The organism is Janthinobacterium kochi, from assembly GCF_051380715.1.
GTDB lineage: Bacteria > Pseudomonadota > Gammaproteobacteria > Burkholderiales > Burkholderiaceae_D > Janthinobacterium.
This window is the reverse complement of sequence record NZ_JBNYXO010000001.1, coordinates 472187-492140: the sequence shown is the minus strand read 5'-3', so window position 1 is coordinate 492140 and position 19954 is coordinate 472187. Positions and strand designations below refer to the sequence as shown.

21 protein-coding genes are annotated in these 19954 nt (G+C 63.0%); 5 read left to right on the top strand and 16 right to left on the bottom strand.

Going from position 1 to position 19954, the window contains the following annotated elements:
• Positions 1–40: 40 nt before the first annotated feature.
• From ACQ4WL_RS02325 to ACQ4WL_RS02270, 12 genes are all read right to left on the bottom strand, one after another.
• Entirely contained in the window at positions 41–1420 is a 1380-nt protein-coding gene (locus ACQ4WL_RS02325; protein WP_436507801.1) for a multicopper oxidase family protein, read from the bottom strand.
• 2 nt (positions 1421–1422) lie between these two features.
• A complete protein-coding gene (locus tag ACQ4WL_RS02320; RefSeq protein ID WP_436507800.1) occupies positions 1423–2793 on the bottom strand; it encodes a TolC family protein in 1371 nt (456 codons plus the stop codon).
• Position 2794: 1 nt separating this feature from the next.
• Entirely contained in the window at positions 2795–3160 is a 366-nt protein-coding gene (locus tag ACQ4WL_RS02315; protein ID WP_436507799.1) for a hypothetical protein, read from the bottom strand.
• Between the two features lie 114 nt (positions 3161–3274).
• Complete coding sequence (locus ACQ4WL_RS02310) at positions 3275–3709, bottom strand: hypothetical protein (protein WP_436507797.1); 435 nt, start codon at positions 3707–3709, stop codon at positions 3275–3277.
• A gap of 41 nt (positions 3710–3750) precedes the next feature.
• Complete coding sequence (locus ACQ4WL_RS02305; protein ID WP_436507795.1) at positions 3751–4281, bottom strand: hypothetical protein; 531 nt, start codon at positions 4279–4281, stop codon at positions 3751–3753.
• The gene (locus ACQ4WL_RS02300; protein ID WP_436507794.1) at positions 4281–4418 is read right to left on the bottom strand and encodes a DUF2474 domain-containing protein; all 138 of its coding nucleotides are present in this window, start codon (positions 4416–4418) and stop codon (positions 4281–4283) included. The genes ACQ4WL_RS02305 and ACQ4WL_RS02300 overlap by 1 nt, the downstream gene beginning before the upstream one ends.
• A complete protein-coding gene (gene cydB, locus ACQ4WL_RS02295; RefSeq protein WP_436507792.1) occupies positions 4418–5425 on the bottom strand; it encodes a cytochrome d ubiquinol oxidase subunit II in 1008 nt (335 codons plus the stop codon). Before cydB ends, ACQ4WL_RS02300 begins: the two co-directional genes overlap by 1 nt.
• Positions 5415–6830 (bottom strand): cytochrome ubiquinol oxidase subunit I, encoded by a 1416-nt coding sequence (locus ACQ4WL_RS02290; protein ID WP_436507790.1) that lies wholly within the window; start codon positions 6828–6830, stop codon positions 5415–5417. The genes cydB and ACQ4WL_RS02290 overlap by 11 nt, the downstream gene beginning before the upstream one ends.
• A gap of 141 nt (positions 6831–6971) precedes the next feature.
• On the bottom strand, positions 6972–8540 hold the full coding sequence (locus ACQ4WL_RS02285) for a diguanylate cyclase (protein ID WP_436507789.1): 1569 nt from the start codon (positions 8538–8540) through the stop codon (positions 6972–6974).
• Between the two features lie 141 nt (positions 8541–8681).
• The gene (locus ACQ4WL_RS02280; RefSeq protein ID WP_436507787.1) at positions 8682–9239 is read right to left on the bottom strand and encodes an NADPH-dependent FMN reductase; all 558 of its coding nucleotides are present in this window, start codon (positions 9237–9239) and stop codon (positions 8682–8684) included.
• A gap of 204 nt (positions 9240–9443) precedes the next feature.
• Complete coding sequence (gene alr, locus ACQ4WL_RS02275) at positions 9444–10553, bottom strand: alanine racemase (protein WP_436507785.1); 1110 nt, start codon at positions 10551–10553, stop codon at positions 9444–9446.
• A 13-nt stretch (positions 10554–10566) separates the two neighbouring features.
• The gene (locus ACQ4WL_RS02270; RefSeq protein ID WP_436507784.1) at positions 10567–11856 is read right to left on the bottom strand and encodes a D-amino acid dehydrogenase; all 1290 of its coding nucleotides are present in this window, start codon (positions 11854–11856) and stop codon (positions 10567–10569) included.
• Positions 11857–11962: 106 nt separating this feature from the next.
• Here ACQ4WL_RS02270 and ACQ4WL_RS02265 point away from each other — a divergent pair, with 106 nt between their 5' ends.
• From ACQ4WL_RS02265 to ACQ4WL_RS02255, 3 genes are all read left to right on the top strand, one after another.
• A complete protein-coding gene (locus ACQ4WL_RS02265) occupies positions 11963–12463 on the top strand; it encodes an Lrp/AsnC ligand binding domain-containing protein (RefSeq protein WP_034754979.1) in 501 nt (166 codons plus the stop codon).
• Positions 12464–12611: 148 nt separating this feature from the next.
• Positions 12612–12959, top strand: coding sequence for a hypothetical protein (locus ACQ4WL_RS02260; RefSeq protein ID WP_436507782.1), 348 nt, complete (start codon positions 12612–12614; stop codon positions 12957–12959).
• A gap of 77 nt (positions 12960–13036) precedes the next feature.
• On the top strand, positions 13037–13897 hold the full coding sequence (locus tag ACQ4WL_RS02255) for a tetratricopeptide repeat protein (protein ID WP_436507780.1): 861 nt from the start codon (positions 13037–13039) through the stop codon (positions 13895–13897).
• On the opposite strand, the gene ACQ4WL_RS02250 is transcribed toward ACQ4WL_RS02255, so the two are convergent.
• Positions 13874–14842 (bottom strand): GlxA family transcriptional regulator, encoded by a 969-nt coding sequence (locus tag ACQ4WL_RS02250; protein ID WP_436508342.1) that lies wholly within the window; start codon positions 14840–14842, stop codon positions 13874–13876. The genes ACQ4WL_RS02255 and ACQ4WL_RS02250 overlap by 24 nt on opposite strands.
• A gap of 142 nt (positions 14843–14984) precedes the next feature.
• Between ACQ4WL_RS02250 and ACQ4WL_RS02245 the strand changes: the two genes are divergently transcribed.
• Together ACQ4WL_RS02245 and ACQ4WL_RS02240 are read left to right on the top strand one after the other, a co-directional pair.
• Positions 14985–15629, top strand: a complete 645-nt coding sequence (locus ACQ4WL_RS02245; RefSeq protein ID WP_436507778.1) for a cysteine hydrolase family protein — start codon at positions 14985–14987, stop codon at positions 15627–15629.
• 54 nt (positions 15630–15683) lie between these two features.
• Positions 15684–16244, top strand: a complete 561-nt coding sequence (locus ACQ4WL_RS02240) for a YdcF family protein (RefSeq protein WP_436507777.1) — start codon at positions 15684–15686, stop codon at positions 16242–16244.
• Positions 16245–16274: 30 nt separating this feature from the next.
• Here the strand turns inward: ACQ4WL_RS02240 and glpK are convergent, their stop codons facing one another.
• The 3 genes from glpK to ACQ4WL_RS02225 all read right to left on the bottom strand — a co-directional run bounded on the left by glpK (position 16275) and on the right by ACQ4WL_RS02225 (position 19954).
• The gene (glpK, locus tag ACQ4WL_RS02235) at positions 16275–17768 is read right to left on the bottom strand and encodes a glycerol kinase GlpK (RefSeq protein WP_436507775.1); all 1494 of its coding nucleotides are present in this window, start codon (positions 17766–17768) and stop codon (positions 16275–16277) included.
• Positions 17769–17848: 80 nt separating this feature from the next.
• Positions 17849–19576: an ABC transporter substrate-binding protein gene (locus ACQ4WL_RS02230; protein WP_436507774.1), complete on the bottom strand. Its 1728-nt coding sequence runs from the start codon at positions 19574–19576 to the stop codon at positions 17849–17851.
• A 72-nt stretch (positions 19577–19648) separates the two neighbouring features.
• Positions 19649–19954: a DUF2160 domain-containing protein gene (locus tag ACQ4WL_RS02225; RefSeq protein WP_436507773.1), complete on the bottom strand. Its 306-nt coding sequence runs from the start codon at positions 19952–19954 to the stop codon at positions 19649–19651.

Below are 19954 nucleotides of genomic sequence, written 5' to 3'. Positions count from 1 at the left end.
GCCCTTAATATTAATTTAAAACAATAATATTATTAAAACATTAATGATCGTACCTGAGCGGCTTGCGCACCGTCATCTCCACGCCGCCTTTCGCCGCCGCCTTGCCTGTACCCTGGCTGCGCACCGGTTCCGGCAAGGCGCCCGTCCATTCATACGCCACGCTTCCCGCCGGGTGCTTGTACCAGCCCGGATCGCGGTAGTCGCCCGGCTTCTGGTCCTTGCGCACCTTCACCGTGGTAAACATGCCGCCCATGCCGATGGCGCCGAAGGGGCCGTCGCCGGCCATCATCGGCAAGGTGTTGTCGGGGATCGGCATCTGCATTTCGCCCATGTCGGCCATGCCCCGCTCGCCCATCACCATGTAGCCGGGCACGAGCTGGTTGATCTTCGCCGCCACGCCCTGGTGGTCGACGCCGATCATGGTCGGCACGTCATGCCCCATGGCATTCATCGTGTGGTGCGATTTATGGCAGTGGAAAGCCCAGTCGCCCAGGTCGGTGGCCGTGAACTCCACGGCGCGCATCTGGCCCACGGCCACGTCCGTGGTGACCTCGGGCCAGCGCGACTCGGGGCGCGTCCAGCCGCCATCCGTGCCCGTCACCTCGAATTCATGGCCATGCATGTGGATCGGGTGATTCGTCATGGTCAGATTGCCCACGCGCACGCGCACCTTGTCGCCCTGGCGCACGACCATCGGATCGATGCCGGGGAAGACGCGGCTGTTGAAGGTAAACAGATTAAAATCCGTCATGGTCATGATTTTCGGCGTGTAGCTGCCGGGATCGATGTCGTAGTTGCTCAGCAAGAAGACGAAATCGCGGTCCACCTTCATGAAATGCGGGTCTTTCGGGTGCGTCACCCAGAATCCCATCATGCCCATGGCCATTTGCGTCATTTCATCGGCATGCGGGTGGTACATGAAGGTGCCGGGGCGCTTGGCAACGAATTCATAGACGAAAGTCTTACCGGGAGGAATGCCCGGCTGGGTCAGGCCCGTGACGCCATCCATGCCGTTGGGCAAGCGCTGTCCATGCCAGTGCACGCTGGTGTGTTCCGGCAATTTGTTGGTGACAAAGATACGCACACGGTCGCCTTCCACCACTTCGATGGTGGGACCGGGCGACTGGCCGTTGTAGCCCCACAGGTTCGCTTGCATGCCCGGTGCCAGTTCGCGCACGACGGGTTCGGCCACCAGATGGAATTCCTTGACATTGTTGTTCATGCGCCAAGGCAAGGACCAGCCATTCAGGGTGACGACGGGGTTGAATGGCCGCCCGTTCGGCGGCGGTGGCGGCGCCTTGGTATCGGCGCCAGCCATGCTGACAGCTTCCGGCAACGAGGCCGCCCCCACGCGGCTGACCGCTGCCGCACTCAGGGCGACGGCGCCCGCATTCATGAAAAAGTTTCTACGTGTAATCATCATTATTCCTTTGCCGCAGTTGCCACGCCTGGGCCGCTGCCATTGATGGCCGATTGCAATTCAGTTTGAGCGATCCAGAAATCGCGCTGGGTGTCGATGGCGCTATTGACGCTGGCGACTTGCTCGCGCGCATCGGCCAGCAGCTCGAACACGCTGGCCAGCATGCCGTTGTAGCGCAGCAATACTTCATGCGAGATCGTCTTGCGCAGCGGCACGACTTCATCGCGGTAGTGGCGCGCCAGGTCATACGCCGTGCGGTAGCTGGAATACGCCTCGCGCACTTCCGAGCGGGCTCGTACGGCCGTGCCCGCCGTGCGCTGCAGCGCCTGCTCGTACACGGCTTGCGCCTTGGCATTGCGCGCCGCGCCCCAGTCGAACAGGGGCAACTCCAAGGACACTTCGTAACCGTTTTCGCGTGGCGCCGCGCTGCTGCTCTTGTTGGTATAGCCCACGTCGAGCACATTGATGAAACCCGTCACCTTAGCCAGGCCCAGCGCGTCGGCCGTGGCATGCGCGTCAAGTTTCGCTCTTTGCACGTCGAGGCGCTGCTCCATCGCCTGCGCCTCGATATTGCCCGCCTCAGCGGCCATGGCTGGCAAGTCGGGCAGGCGCGACGGTAAACTAAACGCCGTCTGCTTGCCCCACAGGCCCAGCAAGCGTGTCAGGTGCTCGCGCGTGGCGGTGGCCTGGTGGCGCGCGCGCGCCAGGTCGCCGACGGCGTCCGCATAAAACACTTGCTGGCGCGCCTGGTCGAGGCGGCTCCAGTTGCCCGCCTGCTGCAAGCGCGTGGCCAGTTCGGCGCCCGCCTCGGCCGACAGCAACGCCCGCTGCATGAAAGCTTCCGTCTGCACGGCGGCCACGGCATTGAAATACGCGCGGCGCGTGTCAGACGCCAGTTGCACGGCGCCGATGGCTGCCTGCAGCTTGGCTTGCTCGAAACGGCCCTTTTCGATGTTCACGCGCAGGGGCATGGTCAGCAGGCCAGCCAGGTCGAAACTGACGCCGCGGTCGATTTCATTGCCGTGGCTGCCATGCGAGCGGCCGAACGACAGGCCGGGATTGCGCAAGCGCCCCGCTTGCACCAGGTCCGCCTCGGACGCGCCCAGTTCGGCCAGCGCCACTTTCATGCCATGGTTGTTCATCAGGGCGATACGCACGGCGCTGTCGGCGTCCAGGGGCTGGGCCAGCAGGGTAGCCAATTTTTCCTCGCCGCCCTTGTCCGCCAGTGCTGCGGGGGCGCCCGTGCGGGCGTCGGCCAGCGCAGACACCGTCTGCATGCCGCCATCCGGGCTGAAGCTGGCGCAGCCGCCCAGCAGCAAGACGGCCGCCAGCGCCAGCGGCGTCAGGCAAGTTGATTGTGTGAAGCGGGCCATGTCAATGTCCTTCATGCTGGTGTGGCTGATGTTGCTGGGCCGGCTGGGCGGCCGGCTGGGGACTGGGCTTATCCATTGGCATCTTGTGCCCTTCCATCTTGTGGCCTTCCATCTTGCGGCCTTCCATCTTCATCATGCCCATGTGGCCGCCGGCCTTGCCGACTTTCTCGTTGACGGCGCGCCAGGCCTGGTCGGGCGTGGCATCGTCTTCGGCGGCGGGACGGTAGCCGGCGAAGGCGGAGCGGTAGGTGGTGGCTGGCACGGGTGCTTGCGCCTCTTGCGGGGTGGGCGTGACGGCGGCGACCGGGCTGGTGGCATTGGCGGCCAGCGGCAGCGCCGCCAGCGCGAGGCTGAACAGGTGTTTCATGGTTTTCCTTGGTTGGCAGGGTATGGCGCGGCGGGCGCGCGGGTGGAACATCGGCGTGCGGCAAGCACGGCCGCGATGGACGTGCAGCAGCCACACCGCCGGGTTCACGGGCGGTCAGGCGGAGCGCGTGCTTCTCGGGGGACGTTCGGGACCAAGCGCGATATGCCCGGCGAACAGGGAATCGGGCGCCAGCGCCGGAGGCGGCGCGCGCAGGGTCAAGGCGTGCAAGGCGGGCATGCCCGGTGGCGCCGTGGCGCCCACCGTGCAAGCGCCATGGTTGCTGCAATCATGGCCATGGTGCGTGGCGTTGCCATCGTCCATGGCCATTGTCATCGGCTGGTCCGCCATCCGCATGTCGGCCAAGTCGCCCGTTTCGTCCATATTGTGGCACTGGGGTGCCTGCACCTGCACGACCGCAACGGTGACCGCTACCGCCAGCTCGTCCACGCAGCAGCTGCGCATGGCCGACGCAAAGCCCTGCAAGGGCAGCGTAACGGCCAGCAGCCAAAGCAGCGAGCGGGCAAGAAAGCGGAAAAAGGCACGATTCATGGCATGACTATAAACCTTCCCACGCGAGGAAGGTCAAGTCCCTATTTACCTTCGTTGCCATGCGTCAGCCAGATGATGTACGCGCCGTAGTAGCCCTGCCCTTCGAAAACGGCCAGGCCATCGGCAAACGACACTTGCTGCACTTCATTGACGGTGAAATAGGCGCGGCCATCGGCCGCCTCCACATCGCCCCTATGGCGCGCACGCGGTGGCCGGTAGCCGCTGGCGCGCCCGATGGCGGCCAGCAAGTCGCCGATCATAAAGTCGAGCAACATGTCGGCCAGCAGCGGCCGGTGGCCCGCCAGCATGGCCGTGATGTCGGGGTAGCCGGCTTCCTTGAGTTCGGGCAAGTCGCTTTCCTCATACTGCAGGTCGTCTTCGCGGCAGGTCTGCACGAAACTGTTGAACGGCGCGTCGAGCAGTCCCGCCAGCGCCACTTCCGGCACGCTCAGGCGGAACGGGTGCAGCGGCAGCGCGCAGCGCTGGCCGTAGTTGAGTTCGCGGCAGCCGAGGAAGGCCAGCGGATGGAGCTGGCCACCGACCTCGCAGTGCACGCCGGGCACTGGCGTCATCAGCTACCCATCCCCGCCGCCCGCATCAGCAGGCGCATCGCCCAGGCGGCAAGGCCCAGAGTGGCTACGCTCACCAGCCAGAGGCCGGCCATCCAGGTCAGTCGTTTCCACCATGTCGCTTGTCCTTGTTGTTGCATCAGTGATAGCCATCTTCCGGCAGGACTTTGCCACGAAACACATAATATGACCACACTGTATACATCAGGATGACGGGGATGATGAACAGCGCGCCCACCAAGGTAAAACCCTGGCTTTGCGGCGGTGACGACGCCTCCCATATCGATACCGACGGCGGGATAATGTTGGGCCACACGCTGATGCCCAGACCAGTATAACCGAGGAAGACAAGCGCCAAGGTGCACAGGAACGGCGCCACCTGCCACCCCTGCCGCAGGGATCGCAGCAGCAGCCAGCCCGCGCCCAGTACCAGCAGCGGCACGGGCAGGAACCAGAGCAGTTGCGGCAGCGCAAACCAGCGCGCAGCGATGGCCGGATCGACCAGCGGCGTCCAGACGCTGATGACGGCGATCACGCCCAGCAGCAGCCACACGAGCACGCGCGTGATGCGGCAAGCGCGCGCCTGCAGGCAGCCCTGCGTTTTCATGATCAGCCAGGTGCTGCCCAGCAAAGCATACGCTGCCACCAGCCCGGCGCCCGTGAACAGCGAGAACGGCGTGAGCCAGTCCAGCGCGCCGCCCGCATAACTGCGGCCCGCCACCGGCATGCCCTGGATGTAGGCGCCCAAAGTCACGCCCTGGAAGAAAGCGGCCGCCACGGAGCCGCCGATAAACGCCTTGTCCCACACATGGCGTTCATGCTCGCGCGCCTTGAAGCGGAACTCGAAAGCCACGCCGCGAAAGATCAGGCCCATCAGCATTAAGCTGAGCGGCAAATAGCAGGCGCTCAGCACCACGGAATAGGCGAGCGGAAAGGCGGCCAGCATGCCGGCGCCGCCCAGCACCAGCCAGGTTTCATTGCCATCCCAGACGGGTGCGACCGTATTCATCATCACGTCGCGCTCGCTCTTCTCCTGGAAAAACGGATACAGGATGCCGATGCCCAGGTCGAAGCCGTCCATCACCACATACATCATGATGCTGAACAAGATAATAATGGCCCACAGTAGTGGCAGATCAATGCCCATGCGAATTTCCTCCTTGTGCTGCAGACAGTGGCCGCGCGGGTGTGCGTTCCTGGCCCGGTCCGCCATGCTCGACGCGCTCGCCCTCGTGCGGCTGCGGCCCCACGCGGATCAGGCGCAGCAGGTAGCCGATGCCGGTGCCAAACACGGCAAAATAGATAACGATGAACAACACCAGGGTGATGCCCAGTTGCGTGGCGCCGTGCGCCGAGACGGCGTCCTCGGTGCGCAGCAAGCCGTACACGGTCCACGGCTGGCGGCCGATCTCGGTCGTGTACCAGCCGGCCAGCATGGCCAGCAAGCCGCTCGGCCCCATCCACAGGGCGCAGCGCAGGAAGGCGCGCGAACGCCATAAAGTACCGCGCCAGCGCAGCCAGGCGCTCCAGAGTCCCAGCGCAATCATCAGCATGCCCAGCCCCGCCATGATGCGGAAGGACCAGAACACGACGGGGGAATTGGGCCGGTCGCGCGGCGCGAACTCCTTCAGCGCGGGAATCGTGCCATTCCAGTCGTGCGCCAGGATCAGGCCGCCCAGGCGGGGGATCTCCACCTTGTACAGGGTTTCCTCGCGCTGCATGTCGGGCCAGCCGAACAGGATCAGCGGCGTACCCTCATTGCCCGTGTTTTCCCAGTGGCCCTCCATGGCGGCGATCTTCGCCGGCTGGTGCTCCAGCGTGTTCAAGCCATGCAGGTCGCCGATCACGGCCTGGATGGGCGCGACGATCAGCAGCATGGACAAGCCCATGCTCATCATCTTGCGGATGGCCGCATTGTCATTGCCGCGTAGCAAATGCCAGGCGGCCGACGCCACCACCAGCAAGGCCGTGGCGAGGAAGGCGGCCACGCTCATGTGCAGCAAGCGGTAGGGAAACGAGGGATTGAAGATGACGGCGAGCCAATCGACGGGCACCACGCGGCCATCAATGATTTCATGGCCTTGCGGTGTCTGCATCCAGCTGTTCGAGGAGATGATCCAGGTGGCCGAGATCAGCGTGCCCAGCGCCACCATGGCCGTGGCAAACATGTGCAGGCCAGGTCCCACGCGGTGCCAGCCGAACAGCATGACGCCGAGAAAACCCGCTTCCAGGAAGAAGGCGGTCAGCACTTCATACGCCAGCAGCGGTCCCGTGATGCTGCCGGCGTAGTCGGAAAAGAAACTCCAGTTGGTGCCGAACTGGTAGGCCATGACGAGGCCGGAAACGACGCCCATGCCGAAATTGACGGCGAAAATCTTCGACCAGAAGTGGTACAGGTCGCGATACACGCCATCCTGCGTGCGCAGCCACGCCGCCTCCAGTACCGTCAGGTAACTGGCCAGGCCGATCGTGATGGCAGGAAAAATGATGTGAAATGAGATGGTGAAGCCGAACTGGACGCGCGCCAGTTCCAGCGCAGTGAACCCTAACATGATGCCTTTCCCGACGTCTTGCGTCTTCAGTTACCCAGGCCTCCACTGTAGGCTCTGACGGGAAAACATAACAGACTCAGTATCGAGAGAAAACATAGGATCAGTTTGGCATTTCTCGAATGACAAGACGGCGCGCCACCCCTACGCCGGCTCCATCACGCCCACGCGGTTGCGTCCATTTTCCTTGGCCGCGTACAGGGCGGCGTCGGCCGCCTGCAAGATCGAAGCGACATCTCCCGCCTGCTGTTGCGACGACACCACACCCAGCGATATCGTCACGCGGCCCGCGCCGGCAATCTCGGTGGCGGCCACCCGGGCGCGCAGGCGCTCGGCCACCTGCAGCGCCACGTCGAGGTCGGCATCGGGCAACAGCATGATGAATTCATCGCCGCCATTGCGGCATAACACATCGGCATTGCGCGAACAGGCGCGCATCAATTGCGCCAGGCGCACGATGACCTCATCGCCGGCCGCATGGCCCCACTTGTCGTTGACTTGCTTGAAATGGTCGATATCCAGGGCAATCACGGAAAAGGGCCGCGCCTGCGCCTGCCAAGCCTCCAGCGCGGACGCCATGCCGCGCCGGTTGGCCAGGCCCGTCAGCGGGTCCGTCTGCACATCGAATTTCAGCTTGCCTATCTTTTGCTGCAACAAGGCCATGCCTACCAGCAAGGCACGCTTGATCTGCGACGCTTCCAGGTACCAGGCGCGAATGCCGCCGATGCGCTCGGCCATGCCGGGTGCATCCATGCGGCTGGCGCCTTCAGCCAGTTGCACCAGCGGTCGTGAAATGAGACGCGCCAGCCACCAGATGAGCGGCAGGCTGAGCAAGGCGATCGGCAGCGAATTCCACAGGGTGTTGCGCATCAGCTGGTTCAGCGGCGCCAGGGTGGCGTCCGTGGGCCGCTGGGCCACGATGCCCCAGCCCGTCGATGGCAGCACGGCATAGCCGGCCAGCATGTCCGTGCCCTGGCTGTTGATGGTGCGCCCGCTGCCGCTTTCCTGGCGCGCGATGGCATCGATGACGGTATTGCTGCCGGCCACTTCACCCAGGCGCGCAGGGTTGGGGTGATACAACAGGCGCCGGCTCTGGTCCACCACATACAGGTAGGAGCCGTCACGGTAATAATGCTGGCCAAGCAGGCTGAACAGGATATTTTTCTGCTTCAGGTAAATCGAGCCGCCCACATACCCCAGATAACGTCCACCGTGATCGAACACCGGATGGGAAATGAAGACCACCAGGTTACCCGCCGACGACATATACGGCTTGGTGATCAGCGCACGGCGTTCGCGCAGCGCCTGGCGCGCCCCTTCCGAAGCCAGCTGGCTATTCTTCAGGGCCAGTGTATCGGGCGACACGCCCAGCACCTTGCCCTCCGCGTTGACGACCAGCACGGAATTGAAGCTGTTGGTCTGGCCGCGCAAGCGTTCAGCCTCGGCCGTCAGGGCGGCCGGGTCGGCAAAATGGCGCGGCAACAGGCTGGCGCTGTACGCCAGTTGCTGCCGTGCCGCCTGCAGGAAGTCTTCCGTGCTGTTGGCCAGCTTTAAGGCATAGGCGTGATTGCTCTCCAGGGTCGTATCAATGAGCAACTGGCGCTGCACGCGATAGGTGGCAAAGAAAGCGTTGGCCAGGGAGATGACGGCACTGGCAAACGCCACGAGCACGATCAGACGGCGCAGATTGATGCGCAACACAGGTTGCTTCATGGGTGGTAACGGCATGGAGAAGACGATGGCAGCGTATGAGTACGCCTAAAAAAGCCATATTATACATATCCATACTGCAACAATCAGACCAATGCAAGCATTTATCGCCCTATGCGTGCTCGTGCGGCAAGGTCACGCCATTCAGGCATGTACGGCGTGCTTCCTGACCCATTCGACGTAGCGCTGCATCCAGCCCTGGAAGAAGCCGAGGCTGGCCGGACCGATGCCGCCATGCTCGTCGAACAGGCCTTCCTTGGCCTGGATAAACATTTCGGGCTGGCCCAGCAGGGGCACGTCCAGGTAAGCGAGCACATTGCGCAAATGCTGCTGCGCCAGCGCCGTGCCCGTGGCACCGACGGAAACACCGAGCACGGCGCCCGGCTTGCCGCCCCACACGCTCTGGCCGTACGGGCGCGAACCGTGGTCGAGCGCGTTTTTCAGCACGCCGGGGATGGAGCGGTTGTATTCGGGCGTAAGGAACAGCAAGGCTTGCGACGCGGCGATGTCCGTTTTCAGGCGCAGCACCTGCTCGGCTTGCGCGCCATCGTCGTCCTGGTTGTACAACGGCAAGTCGCCGATGTCGATGTGTGTGAAGGAAAACTCGGGAGGCGCCAGCTTGATGATGGCGTCGGCCAGTTTGCGGTTGAAGGAATCCTTGCGCAGGCTGCCGACGATGATTGCAACGTTATATTGACTCATAGAAATCCCCGATGATGGTTGAAAAAAAGCCCTGGAGTGAAGCTCACGCCAGGGCTATCTTGCCACACAATCATCGGTTTCGCGCTGCTTGGCGTGCGAAACCAGCGCGCCTGAAAAAATGCTCAGGGCTAGGCGCCTTGCCGAAGACAGTACGAATGTACGGCAAGGCAAGGCAACAACGCCATGGGCGTGTTGGCAGGTGCGCTAACGTGCCAGCCCTCGGTATTCGCGGTAATAGCGCCCGCCCAGGTTCGTCAATACCTCATAGCCGATGGTATTGGCCATGGCCGCCACGGCGTCGACCGGGTGTTCGGCGCAGATCAGGTCGACCAGGCTGCCCGGCACCACGCGCTCCTGGGCGATGGCGCTCACGTCCAGCGTGATGGAATCCATCGAGATGGCGCCGATCTGCGGCACTTTTACGCCATCGACGACGGCCAGGCCCTGGTTGCTCATGCTGCGCAGCCAGCCATCGGCATAGCCGACGGAGACGGTGGCCACCTGGCGCGGCTCGCTGGCCGTGTAGCGGCGGCTGTAGCCCACGTGGTCGCCGGCGGCGATCGTGCGCGTTTGCAGTACTTTGCCTTGCAGGCGCACTACCGATTGCAGGGGATTGGGCGCGTCGCCCTGCGGCGCGATGCCGTACAGGGCAGCACCGGGGCGCACCAGGTCGAAGTGATAGTCGGGCGACAGGAAGATGCCCGAGGAATTGGCCAGGCTGGCGCGGTACTGCGGCAAACGGGCGCGGATGGCGATGAAACGGGCCAGTTGCTCGCCATTCATGGGGTTGTTGCGCTCGTCGGCGCACGCCAGGTGGCTCATGATGTAGCGTACTTTGATGCCATCAAGAAAGTGCGGGTCCAGCAGCCAGCCATCGATTTCGCGCGGCGACAAGCCCATGCGCGACATGCCGCTGTCAACCTGCACGATGGCGTTCAGGGTGGTGCCCAGCGCTGCTGCATGCTTGCGCCAGCCCGCTACCTGCGGCTCGCTGTTGAGCACAGGTATCAAGCCATGGGCCGTGAATTCGCCTTCCGTATCAACGGGCGGGCCGTGCAGCACGAAGATCTCCGCATCCGGCGCCACGTGCGGGCGCAGGCTGATGCCCTCTTCCAGGTGGGCCACGAAGAAATGGCGGCAACCCTCTTCATACAGGGCCGCGCCCACTTGTGCGGCGCCGAGGCCATACGCGTCGGACTTCACCACGGCCGAACAGGCGGCCGGGTGCGCCTTGTCGCGCAGCAAGCGGTAGTTGGCGCGCACGGCGTCCAGATCCACCGTCAGGATGGCGCCGCTACGTTCCTTTGGAGGCATGCTGGCCGCCATCTCAGGCCACCGCGTGTTGCAGTTTGCCATTGGCCTGCGCGCCGCTGTAGCGGCTGACGGACAGGTCGTCTGCCAAAATGGCCGGCTGTTTCGACGACATCAGGTCGGCCAGCAATTGCGCCGAACCGCAGGACATGGTCCAGCCCAGGGTGCCGTGGCCCGTGTTCAGGAACAGGTTGCGCAGCGGCGTGCGGCCGACTATCGGCGTGCCGTCCGGCGTCATCGGGCGCAAGCCCGTCCAGAAGGTGGCATCCATCGTGTTGCCACCGCCGGGAAACAGGTCGTTGACGACCATTTCCAGGGTTTCACGGCGGCGCGGATTCAGGTCCAGGTTGTAGCCGGCGATTTCCGCCATGCCACCCACGCGGATGCGGTCGTCGAAACGCGTGACGGCAATCTTGTAGGTTTCATCGAGGATGGTCGACACGGGCGCCTTGGCCGCGTTGACGATAGGCACGGTGATCGAATAGCCCTTCAGCGGATACACGGGAATGTTCAGCAGCGGCTTCATGAAGCCCGTCGAGTAGGAACCCAGCGCCACCACATAGGAATCGGCCTTGACGATTTCCGCGCCGCACTGCACGCCAGCGATTTCATCGCCCTGCGTCAGCAACGCGTCGATGGACACGCCATAGCGGAACTTCACGCCCAGCGCCACGGCCATTTCCGACAGGCGCGTGGTAAACAGCTGGCAATCGCCCGTTTCATCGTTGGGCAGGCGCAAGCCGCCGAACAGTTTATCCTTGACCGCTTCCAGGGCCGGTTCGGCGCGCGACAGCTCGTTGCGCTGCAGCACTTCATACGGCACGCCTGCATCCTTGAGCACTTCGATATCCTTGGCGGCGTCGTTGTATTGCTTTTCAGTGCGGAACAATTGCATCGTGCCTTGCTGGCGGCCTTCATACGTGATGCCCGCCTCGGCGCGCAGCACCTTGAAGCAGTCGCGGCTGTACTCGGCCAGGCGCACCATGCGTTCCTTGTTCACGGCATACGCTTCCGGTGTGCAATTACGCAACATCTGCCACATCCATTTCAGCTGGGCGGCGCTGCCGTCGAGCGAGATGGCCAGCGGCGCGTGGCGCTGCATCATCCACTTCACGGCTTTCAGGGGAATGCCGGGCGCGGCCCATGGCGAAGCGTAGCCGGGCGAGATTTGCCCAGCATTCGCGAAGCTGGTTTCCAGTGCCGGGCCCGGCTGGCGGTCGATGACGGTCACCTCATGTCCTGCCTTGGCCAGATAGTAAGCACTGGTGACGCCGATGACGCCGCTACCCAGAATCACGATACGCATAGTTTCCTCATTATATTTTTTTAGGCTAGTGCCAGATTAACCGCTATCATATTGGGAAAGAGCCAGTATTTGTTCACGTATAAATCGAGATATTCAGCAATAAATCATGAGAATCCTTAAAGAATCGGCACGTGGCCTCGACAAGCTGGACCGCCACATCCTGCGCATCCTGCAACAGGATGGCCGCATCTCGATGAAAGACCTGGGTGAACAAGTGGGCCTGTCCATCACGCCCTGCATCGAGCGGGTCAAGCGCATGGAGCGCGACGGCGTCATCACGGGCTACCATGCCAAGGTGAACCCGGCCGCGCTGGGCGCCAAGCTGCTCGTCTTTGTGGAGATTACGCTCAATCAAAAATCGGCGTCCGCCTTCGAGCAATTCCGCCGCGAAGTGCTGCAAATTCCCGAAGTGCAGGAATGCCATCTGGTGTCGGGCGATTTCGACTACCTGATCAAGGCGCGCATCCATGAAATGGCCGAATACCGCAAGCTGCTGGGCGACATGCTGTTGCAGCTGCCGGGGGCCGCGCAATCGAAGAGCTATGTGGTGATGGAAGAAATCAAGGAAACCCTGGCGCTCTCGACCGACGTCTTGCAGAGCCGGTAAAAGTACTGCCAATCAGTACCGGCGGCATCGAAGCCTGCGCCTTTGTATAATCTTGTAGCACATTCGTGGCGACGCAAGCACACTCCCATCCTGACATCACGCCCGTCCCCTCTGAGATTGGAAGCAGTGATGCACACTGGGAGTCCATATGAACACATTGATAAAACTGGCAGCTTCCTGCCTCGCGGGCCTGGCCGTGGCCATGTGCACCGCCAGTGAATACAAGGTCAACCGCGCGCCGGCCAACGGCGCCATCTATCAAAACATCACGGTAGGCAAGACCACCCGCCTCGACCTCGACGCGGCGCTGGGCAACGCCACCGTCGTCAGCTTCGATCCCGGCTATGAAGTCTGGGTCTACAAGAACCAGCTGCAAGCGCCCAAGGTGACGCGGCTGATCCCGTTGCTGGGCGAAAAAGGCACGCGCGAAGTGGCAGTCATGTTCGACCAGGCGGGCGTCGTCAGGAAATTCCGGATACACGAGCCGCGCAAGTAGGTCGCACAAGCAAGCCACGCGGACGCGCCCGTCGCGTCCGCTTGTTCTACACTGGCGCTTTCTCTTCCGGTGCCCCCATGCAATTACCCGCAAGCCTCGCGCACATCTCGACAGACCAGGACTGGCGACACACGACAGCGTACCCACCGCTCGGCTTCACCCCGTTTTCCGAAGGCGCGCTGGGCAATGGCGACACCTTCGGCCTGTACTGGCCCATCGGCCGCGAAGCATCCGAACCGATCGTCGTCGAAACCTGGCACGACGAGTGGCGTATCCAGCCGCACTTTTCCAGCCTGCCGGCGTTTTTGCACGCCCATGCGGCTGCGGAGGACGAGTACGTCGCCACGCCATCGCTGGCCGACGACCCCGCTTCACCGCGCGCCGCCTTTCTGGAAGCCAAGGAACAGATCGCGCAACGCAACCCGGACGCGGCCATCGCCCTGCTGGAAGCGGCGCTGGCCATCGTGCCCGAATATACGGATGCCCTGGTGCTGCTGCATGGCCAGTATGTGCGCGCGGGACGAATCGATGCAGCCGTCAAGGTAGCCATCCAGGCGCTCATTTCGCCACCGTCATTTGGCGGCCCGCCACTCAAGGCCTTGCAATGGCTGCGCAGGCAGGCGGTGCCGGAGGAAGAACCTGACCCCATCTGGCGCGCCTGCAAGCAGTTATCGTTCAACTTTGGCGGCAGCAAGGAAAACGGGGATTATCCCGTGCTGCTGGCCGCCATCGATACCTATCTGGCGCACGGCAACTACCGTTGCGCCTCGACCCTGATGCAAACGTATGCGGAACTGATGAGCGCGGAAACCGTGTCCTTCCAGGAGCGCTACGCCTTCGAGCCGGCCGCCTTCATTGCGCGGCAAATCGCCGTCAGCGAGAAGCTGGCCAACGGTAGCCGGGACACCTCGACGCTATGGCTGCCCGACCTGGCCTGATTGCTGCCGGAACAGCTTGCGATACGCCGAGGGCGACGTCTGCAGGCTTGCGCGGAAATGCTGGCGCAGCGACAGGGCCGTGCCGAAGCCGGCTTCTTGCGCCACGACATCGATCGACGCCGCACTCTTTTCCAGCAAACCTTGCGCATGCGCCAGGCGCTGGTTCAGCAGCCACTGCTTGAACGACGTGCCCATGGCCTGGCGGAAATGGCGCGTAAAATTGCGCCGGCTCATGGCAGCCCGCTCGGCCAGCGCGTCGATGCTGTGCGCCATGCCCAGGTTGGCCGTCACGCAAGCGAGCACTTCGGCAAAACGCCCTTCGCTGCCGGATACGGGTAGCGGGCGCTCGATGAATTGCGCCTGCCCGCCCTGGCGGTGCGGCGCCACCAGCAGGCGGCGCGCCACCCGGTTGGCCACCTCGGCGCCGGCCAGCTGGCGCAGTAAATACAAGCAACAATCGAGGCCGGCCGCCACGCCGGCCGACGTCAGCACGCCGCCATCGTCCACGTACAGCACTTCCCGGTCCACCCTGACCTTGGGATAACGGGCCGCCAGCCGGTCCGCCATGCCCCAGTGCGTGGCCGCGCTCTTGCCATTCAACAAGCCTGCCTGCGCCAGGGGAAACGCGCCCAGACACAGGCCCACCATGCGCGCACCGCGCCGGCTGGCTGCCTGCAGCGCCGCGACCAGGGGCACCGGCGCGTCGCGGCAATCGTCGTGCCAGGCCGGCATGATGACGATATCGGCCCCCTCCAATCCTTCCAGTCCGAACTCGGGCGTGATGCCGAAGCCGGCCGCCGTGCGCAAGGGTGCGGGATCGGCGGCGCACACGCGCACATGGAAAGGCGGTAGATCGGCCTCGTCCGTCTGGGCGCCAAACACGAGGCAAGGCACGGACAAGTGAAATGGCGTCATGCCGTCGAAGGCGATCACGGCCACGCTCAGGGAAGCGGAAGATGCAGGAGAAATAGGCATGGCCCGATTTTATCGCATATCGGCCTTCAGGCCACTTTTTGTTTGCACCGCGCGGGCCGAGAATGGCTGTATCGGGGAAGCCCTTCCTCTTTCAACCGTTCCAGGAGAACCCATGTCCACCGAAATTTCCACCGCGCCGCGCCGCGCCCTGCTCGTCATCGATGTACAAAATGAATACTTCACGGGCGACATGCCCATCGAATACCCGTCCGTCGACATCTCGCTGCCGAATATCGTCACCGCCATGGCTGCCGCCCGCGCCGCCGGCGTGCCCGTGATCGTCGTCCAGCACGATGCGCCGGAAGCCTCCCCAATCTTCGCCAGGGGCAGCAATGGCTGGCAATTGCATCCGCAAGTGGCCTCCTTTGCTGCCGACCACCGCATCAACAAGACCATGGGCAGCGCCTTTGCGGGCACGGACTTGCGCGCCTGGCTGGAAGGCCACGGCATCGACACATTGACGGTGATCGGCTACATGACGCACAACTGCGACGCCGCCACCATCTACCACGCCGCGCACGACGGCTTGCAAGTCGAATTCCTGCAGGACGCCACCGGCACCCTGCCCTACGCCAATGCGGGCGGCACGGCCAGCGCCGAGGAAATCCACCGCGTCTTCAGTAGCGTGTTTCATTCGAATTTCGCCGCCGTCGTCAGCACCGAGGACTGGCTCGATGCCGTGCGCGAAGGCAAGCCACTGGAAAAGGATAATATTTATCTGTCGAACCAGCGCGCGCGCAAGGCGCAGGAAAACTGACGCTGGCAGGAATGGACGGGTATCATGCGTCCATTCCTTACTCGATGATGAACGATGCGAAAAATAACTGTGCTCGGTTCAAGCGCTGTTGCTGTTTTCCTGCTGGCCACCGCCGCGCTGATGCTGGCGGGACTCAACGACCAGCTGGCCCCCGCCGACGTGATCGTCGTGCCCGGCAATACAATCCTACCCGATGGCACGCCCAGCCCCCGCCTGCAGGCGCGGCTCGATGTGGCCCTGAAACAGTTCCAGGAACACAGGGCGCCGCACATCCTCGTCAGCGGGGCGACGGGCAAGGAAGGTTTTGACGAGGCCGCAGCTATGGCCCGCTACCTGCAGTCACGCGGTGTGCCGGCCGGCGCCATCATCGAGGATAATCAAGGCTGGACCACGGACGCCACGGCCCGCAACGCGGCGTTTCTCATGCGCCAGCACGGCTGGAAGACAGCCATGGTCGCCACGCAATATTTTCATGTGCCTCGCTTCCGGCTGGCTTTGGAGCGGGCCGGCATCGATGTCAGCGGCCAGGTGCACGCGCCGTATTTTGAACTGCGCGACCTGTATTCCGTGCCGCGCGAAACGCTGGGCTACGCCGTATATTTCGCGCGGCCCTGATTCCCGCTGATTCCCCGGCTTTTTCCCAACTTACTCGCTCCAGTCGCGCGAGCGTTCCACGGCGCGCTGCCACTTGTGCAGCCGGCTCAAGCGCTCGTCGGCCGCCATGGCCGGTTCGAAACGGCGCCCCACCTGCCACTGGGCGGCGATCTCTTCCTGCGATTCCCAGAAACCCACGGCCAGGCCCGCCAGGTAGGCGGCGCCCAGGGCCGTCGTTTCCGTCACCACGGGACGCACCACGGGCACATTCAAGATATCGGCCTGGAACTGCATCAGCATGTCGTTGCGCGCCGCGCCGCCGTCCACGCGCAGCTCGCTCAAGGCGATGCCCGCGTCATCCTGCATGGCGGACAAGACGTCCACGTTCTGGTAGGCCACGCCCTCCAATGCCGCGCGCGCGATGTGCGCCTTGCCCGTGCCGCGCGTGATGCCGATCAGGGTGCCGCGCGCGTACGGGTCCCAGTACGGCGCACCCAGGCCCGCGAACGCGGGCACGAAAACCAGGCCGCCCGAATCGGGCACGCTGGTGGCCAGCGCTTCCACTTCGGACGCGTCGCGGATGATGCCCAGCCCATCGCGCATCCACTGCACGGCCGCGCCCGCGATAAAGGCGCTGCCTTCGAGCAAATAATCGGTCTTGTCGCTGCCCGTGCCCAGGCTCCAACCCACCGTCGTCAACAACCGGTTTTTCGAGGGCAAGGGGCGCTTGCCCACGTTCATCAGCATGAAGCAGCCCGTGCCGTAAGTATTCTTCGCCATGCCCGGTTTCAAACACGCCTGGCCAAACGTGGCGGCCTGCTGGTCGCCCGCGATGCCGGCAATGGGAACGGATATGCCCAGCAGTGCCGCATGCGTGTGCGCCGCCACGCCGCTCGATGGCACGACGTCGGGCAGCAGCGAGGCGGGAATGTCGAGCAGCGCCAGCAGATCCGTGTCCCATTGCAGAGTATGGATATTGAACAGCATGGTGCGCGCCGCGTTGCTCGTGTCCGTCAAGTGGGCGCCGCTCATCTTGTAGATCAGCCAGCTGTCGACCGTGCCGAAGGCCAATTCGCCCCGCTCGGCGCGCGCGCGGGCACCTGGCACGTTGTCGAGCAGCCATTTGAGTTTGGTGGCGGAAAAATAGGCGTCCAGCACGAGACCCGTCTTGCGCTGGATCAAGTCTGCCTTGCCCTGCTCGACCAGTTGCTCGCAGTAAGCCGCATTTCTGCGGTCTTGCCAGACGATGGCGTTAGCGACGGGCTCGCCCGTGGCGCGGTCCCACAGCACCGTCGTTTCACGCTGGTTGGTCACGCCGATGGCAGCCACCTCGGATGCGGCTACGCCGCTGTCGCGCAGCACCTGGTGCAGCACGCCCTCTTGCGAGGCCCAGATTTCACCCGCGTCGTGTTCGACCCAGCCTGGCTGGGGAAATATCTGGCGGAATTCCTGCTGCGCGCTGGCGTGCGGCCGGCCAGCATGGTCAAACAGGATCGCGCGCGAACTGGTGGTGCCCTGGTCTAAAGCAAGTATGTATCTGGTCATGGTCGCTACTACGTCTATACAGTGAAGAGGCACGGGCAAGCACCCGTGCCCCGGGACAACGGCGGCAGAAGTTTACACGACTACCTTACCTTGCCTTCTTTCCACGCCTGCAATAATTTATCGTAGGCAATCGTTTCACCCTTCGGCTTTTCATTCGCCAGCTTTTTCCATGGAGCATGCTGGTCCGACAGATACTGGTTCGGGTCACCCTTGGCATTAAGCTTGGGCGCGCACGCCTTCATGCCCGCCCGCTGCAGGCGTGCCATGACCTGGTCCATTTCCTCGGCCAGGTTATCCATGGCGGCCTGTGGCGTTTTTTCCGCCGTGATGGCCGTGGCCACGTTTTTCCACCACAGCTGCGCCAGCTTCGGATAGTCGGGCACGTTGTTGCCCGTCGGCGTCCACGCCACGCGGGCGGGGCTGCGGTAGAACTCGATCAAGCCGCCGTACTCGTTCGCGTGTTTCGTGAAGTAATCGTGACGGATATCGGAATCGCGGATGAAAGTCAGGCCGACGATGGATTTCTTCAGCGACACGGTTTTCGAGGTGACGAATTGCGCGTACAGCCAGGCGGCGGCCTTGCGGTCATCCGGCGTGGACTTGAACAGGAACCAGGAACCGACGTCCTGGTAGCCATTCTGCATGCCCTCTTTCCAGTATGGGCCGTGCGGCGACGGTGCCATGCGCCATTTCGGCGTGCCGTCCTTGTTGACCACTGGCAAGCCCGGTTTCGTCATGCCAGCCGTAAATGCCGTGTACCAGAAGATTTGCTGGGCGATTTCGCCCTGCGCCGGCACGGGGCCCGATTCCGAGAAATTCATGCCGTTCGCCTGCGGCGGCGCGTATTTCTTCATCCAGTCGATATATTTCGTCAGCGCAAAGACGGCCGCCGGCGAATTGGTGGCGCCGCCGCGCGACATGGACGCGCCCACGGGCGTGCACTTGTCGGCCGCCACCTTGATGCCCCACTCGTCGACCGGCATGCCGTTCGGAATGCCCTTGTCGGCTGCGCCAGCCATCGACAGCCACGCATCGGTGAAACGCCAGCCCAAGGATGGATCTTTCTTGCCGTAATCCATGTGGCCATAGACTTTTTTGCCGTCCAGTTCCTTCACGTCATTCGTGAAGAACTCGGCGATGTCTTCATACGCGGACCAGTTCTGCGGCACGCCCAGCTCGTAACCATACTTGGCCTTGAACTTGGCTTGCAAATCCTTGCGCGCGAACCAGTCGGCACGGAACCAGTACAGGTTGGCAAATTGCTGGTCGGGTAATTGATACACCTTGCCATCGGGCGCCGTGGTAAAGCTGATGCCGATGAAATCTTTCAAGTCCAGGCCGGGATTGGTAAATTCCTTGCCCTTGGCGGCCATGTAGTCGGACAGCGGTTCGACGGCGCCGTAGCGGTAATGCGTGCCGATCAAGTCAGAATCGGAAATCCAGCCGTCATAGATGCTCTTGCCGGACTGCATCGACGTCTGCAGCTTTTCCACCACGTCGCCTTCCTGGATGATGTCGTGGCGCACCTTGATGCCCGTGATTTCCTCGAAAGCCTTGGCCAGTGTCTTCGATTCGTAGACGTGGGTATCGATGGTTTCCGAGACCACGGAAATTTCCTTGATGCCCTTGGCTTTCAGCTTGGCCGCCGCATCGATGAACCACTGCATTTCAGCAAGCTGTTGCTGCTTGCTCAGGCTGGATGGCTGGAATTCCTTGTCGATCCAGGTTTGCGCCTGTTTGGCGTCGGCCAGGGCCGCATTCGACACGAGCATGGCCGCAGCCGCGAAGACCGTGAACTTCAATTTCATCGTGAATCTCCTTTTATTTTATTGCCGGCCGCCTGCTGACGGTCCGGCCTCCATCAACACCGGCAAGCCGGCTCACCCCCAACGCATTACCACTAATAAAAGTACAAAACTGATGACAGCCCCGATGGCCTGCTGCATTTCCGTGAATCCCGCCCACGCCAGGTTGACATACGCGGCCGTGAGCAAGCCGATGAACAAACGGTCGCCACGCGTGGTCGGCATGGGCAAGAAGCCCTTGCGCGCGATGCTGGCCGAACGGATTTGCCACACCGTCATGCCCGCCAGCATCAAGCCGATGCAAATGAAGAAGATGGCCACTTCCGGCGTCCAGGCCATCCAGCCGAACAGGCTGGCTGTGCTATCGCTGGTATTTTCCAT

What these genes read in the sequence shown, in the direction of transcription:
- ACQ4WL_RS02325 (WP_436507801.1), bottom strand. Translation starts at nt 1,420, where the DNA reads ATGATTACACGTAGAAACTTTTTCATGAATGCGGGCGCCGTCGCCCTG.
- ACQ4WL_RS02320 (WP_436507800.1), bottom strand. Translation starts at nt 2,793, where the DNA reads ATGGCCCGCTTCACACAATCAACTTGCCTGACGCCGCTGGCGCTGGCG.
- ACQ4WL_RS02315 (WP_436507799.1), bottom strand. Translation starts at nt 3,160, where the DNA reads ATGAAACACCTGTTCAGCCTCGCGCTGGCGGCGCTGCCGCTGGCCGCC.
- ACQ4WL_RS02310 (WP_436507797.1), bottom strand. Translation starts at nt 3,709, where the DNA reads ATGAATCGTGCCTTTTTCCGCTTTCTTGCCCGCTCGCTGCTTTGGCTG.
- ACQ4WL_RS02305 (WP_436507795.1), bottom strand. Translation starts at nt 4,281, where the DNA reads ATGACGCCAGTGCCCGGCGTGCACTGCGAGGTCGGTGGCCAGCTCCAT.
- ACQ4WL_RS02300 (WP_436507794.1), bottom strand. Translation starts at nt 4,418, where the DNA reads ATGCAACAACAAGGACAAGCGACATGGTGGAAACGACTGACCTGGATG.
- cydB (WP_436507792.1), bottom strand. Translation starts at nt 5,425, where the DNA reads ATGGGCATTGATCTGCCACTACTGTGGGCCATTATTATCTTGTTCAGC.
- ACQ4WL_RS02290 (WP_436507790.1), bottom strand. Translation starts at nt 6,830, where the DNA reads ATGTTAGGGTTCACTGCGCTGGAACTGGCGCGCGTCCAGTTCGGCTTC.
- ACQ4WL_RS02285 (WP_436507789.1), bottom strand. Translation starts at nt 8,540, where the DNA reads ATGAAGCAACCTGTGTTGCGCATCAATCTGCGCCGTCTGATCGTGCTC.
- ACQ4WL_RS02280 (WP_436507787.1), bottom strand. Translation starts at nt 9,239, where the DNA reads ATGAGTCAATATAACGTTGCAATCATCGTCGGCAGCCTGCGCAAGGAT.
- alr (WP_436507785.1), bottom strand. Translation starts at nt 10,553, where the DNA reads ATGCCTCCAAAGGAACGTAGCGGCGCCATCCTGACGGTGGATCTGGAC.
- ACQ4WL_RS02270 (WP_436507784.1), bottom strand. Translation starts at nt 11,856, where the DNA reads ATGCGTATCGTGATTCTGGGTAGCGGCGTCATCGGCGTCACCAGTGCT.
- ACQ4WL_RS02265 (WP_034754979.1), top strand. Translation starts at nt 11,963, where the DNA reads ATGAGAATCCTTAAAGAATCGGCACGTGGCCTCGACAAGCTGGACCGC.
- ACQ4WL_RS02260 (WP_436507782.1), top strand. Translation starts at nt 12,612, where the DNA reads ATGAACACATTGATAAAACTGGCAGCTTCCTGCCTCGCGGGCCTGGCC.
- ACQ4WL_RS02255 (WP_436507780.1), top strand. Translation starts at nt 13,037, where the DNA reads ATGCAATTACCCGCAAGCCTCGCGCACATCTCGACAGACCAGGACTGG.
- ACQ4WL_RS02245 (WP_436507778.1), top strand. Translation starts at nt 14,985, where the DNA reads ATGTCCACCGAAATTTCCACCGCGCCGCGCCGCGCCCTGCTCGTCATC.
- ACQ4WL_RS02240 (WP_436507777.1), top strand. Translation starts at nt 15,684, where the DNA reads ATGCGAAAAATAACTGTGCTCGGTTCAAGCGCTGTTGCTGTTTTCCTG.
- glpK (WP_436507775.1), bottom strand. Translation starts at nt 17,768, where the DNA reads ATGACCAGATACATACTTGCTTTAGACCAGGGCACCACCAGTTCGCGC.
- ACQ4WL_RS02230 (WP_436507774.1), bottom strand. Translation starts at nt 19,576, where the DNA reads ATGAAATTGAAGTTCACGGTCTTCGCGGCTGCGGCCATGCTCGTGTCG.
- ACQ4WL_RS02225 (WP_436507773.1), bottom strand. Translation starts at nt 19,954, where the DNA reads ATGGAAAATACCAGCGATAGCACAGCCAGCCTGTTCGGCTGGATGGCC.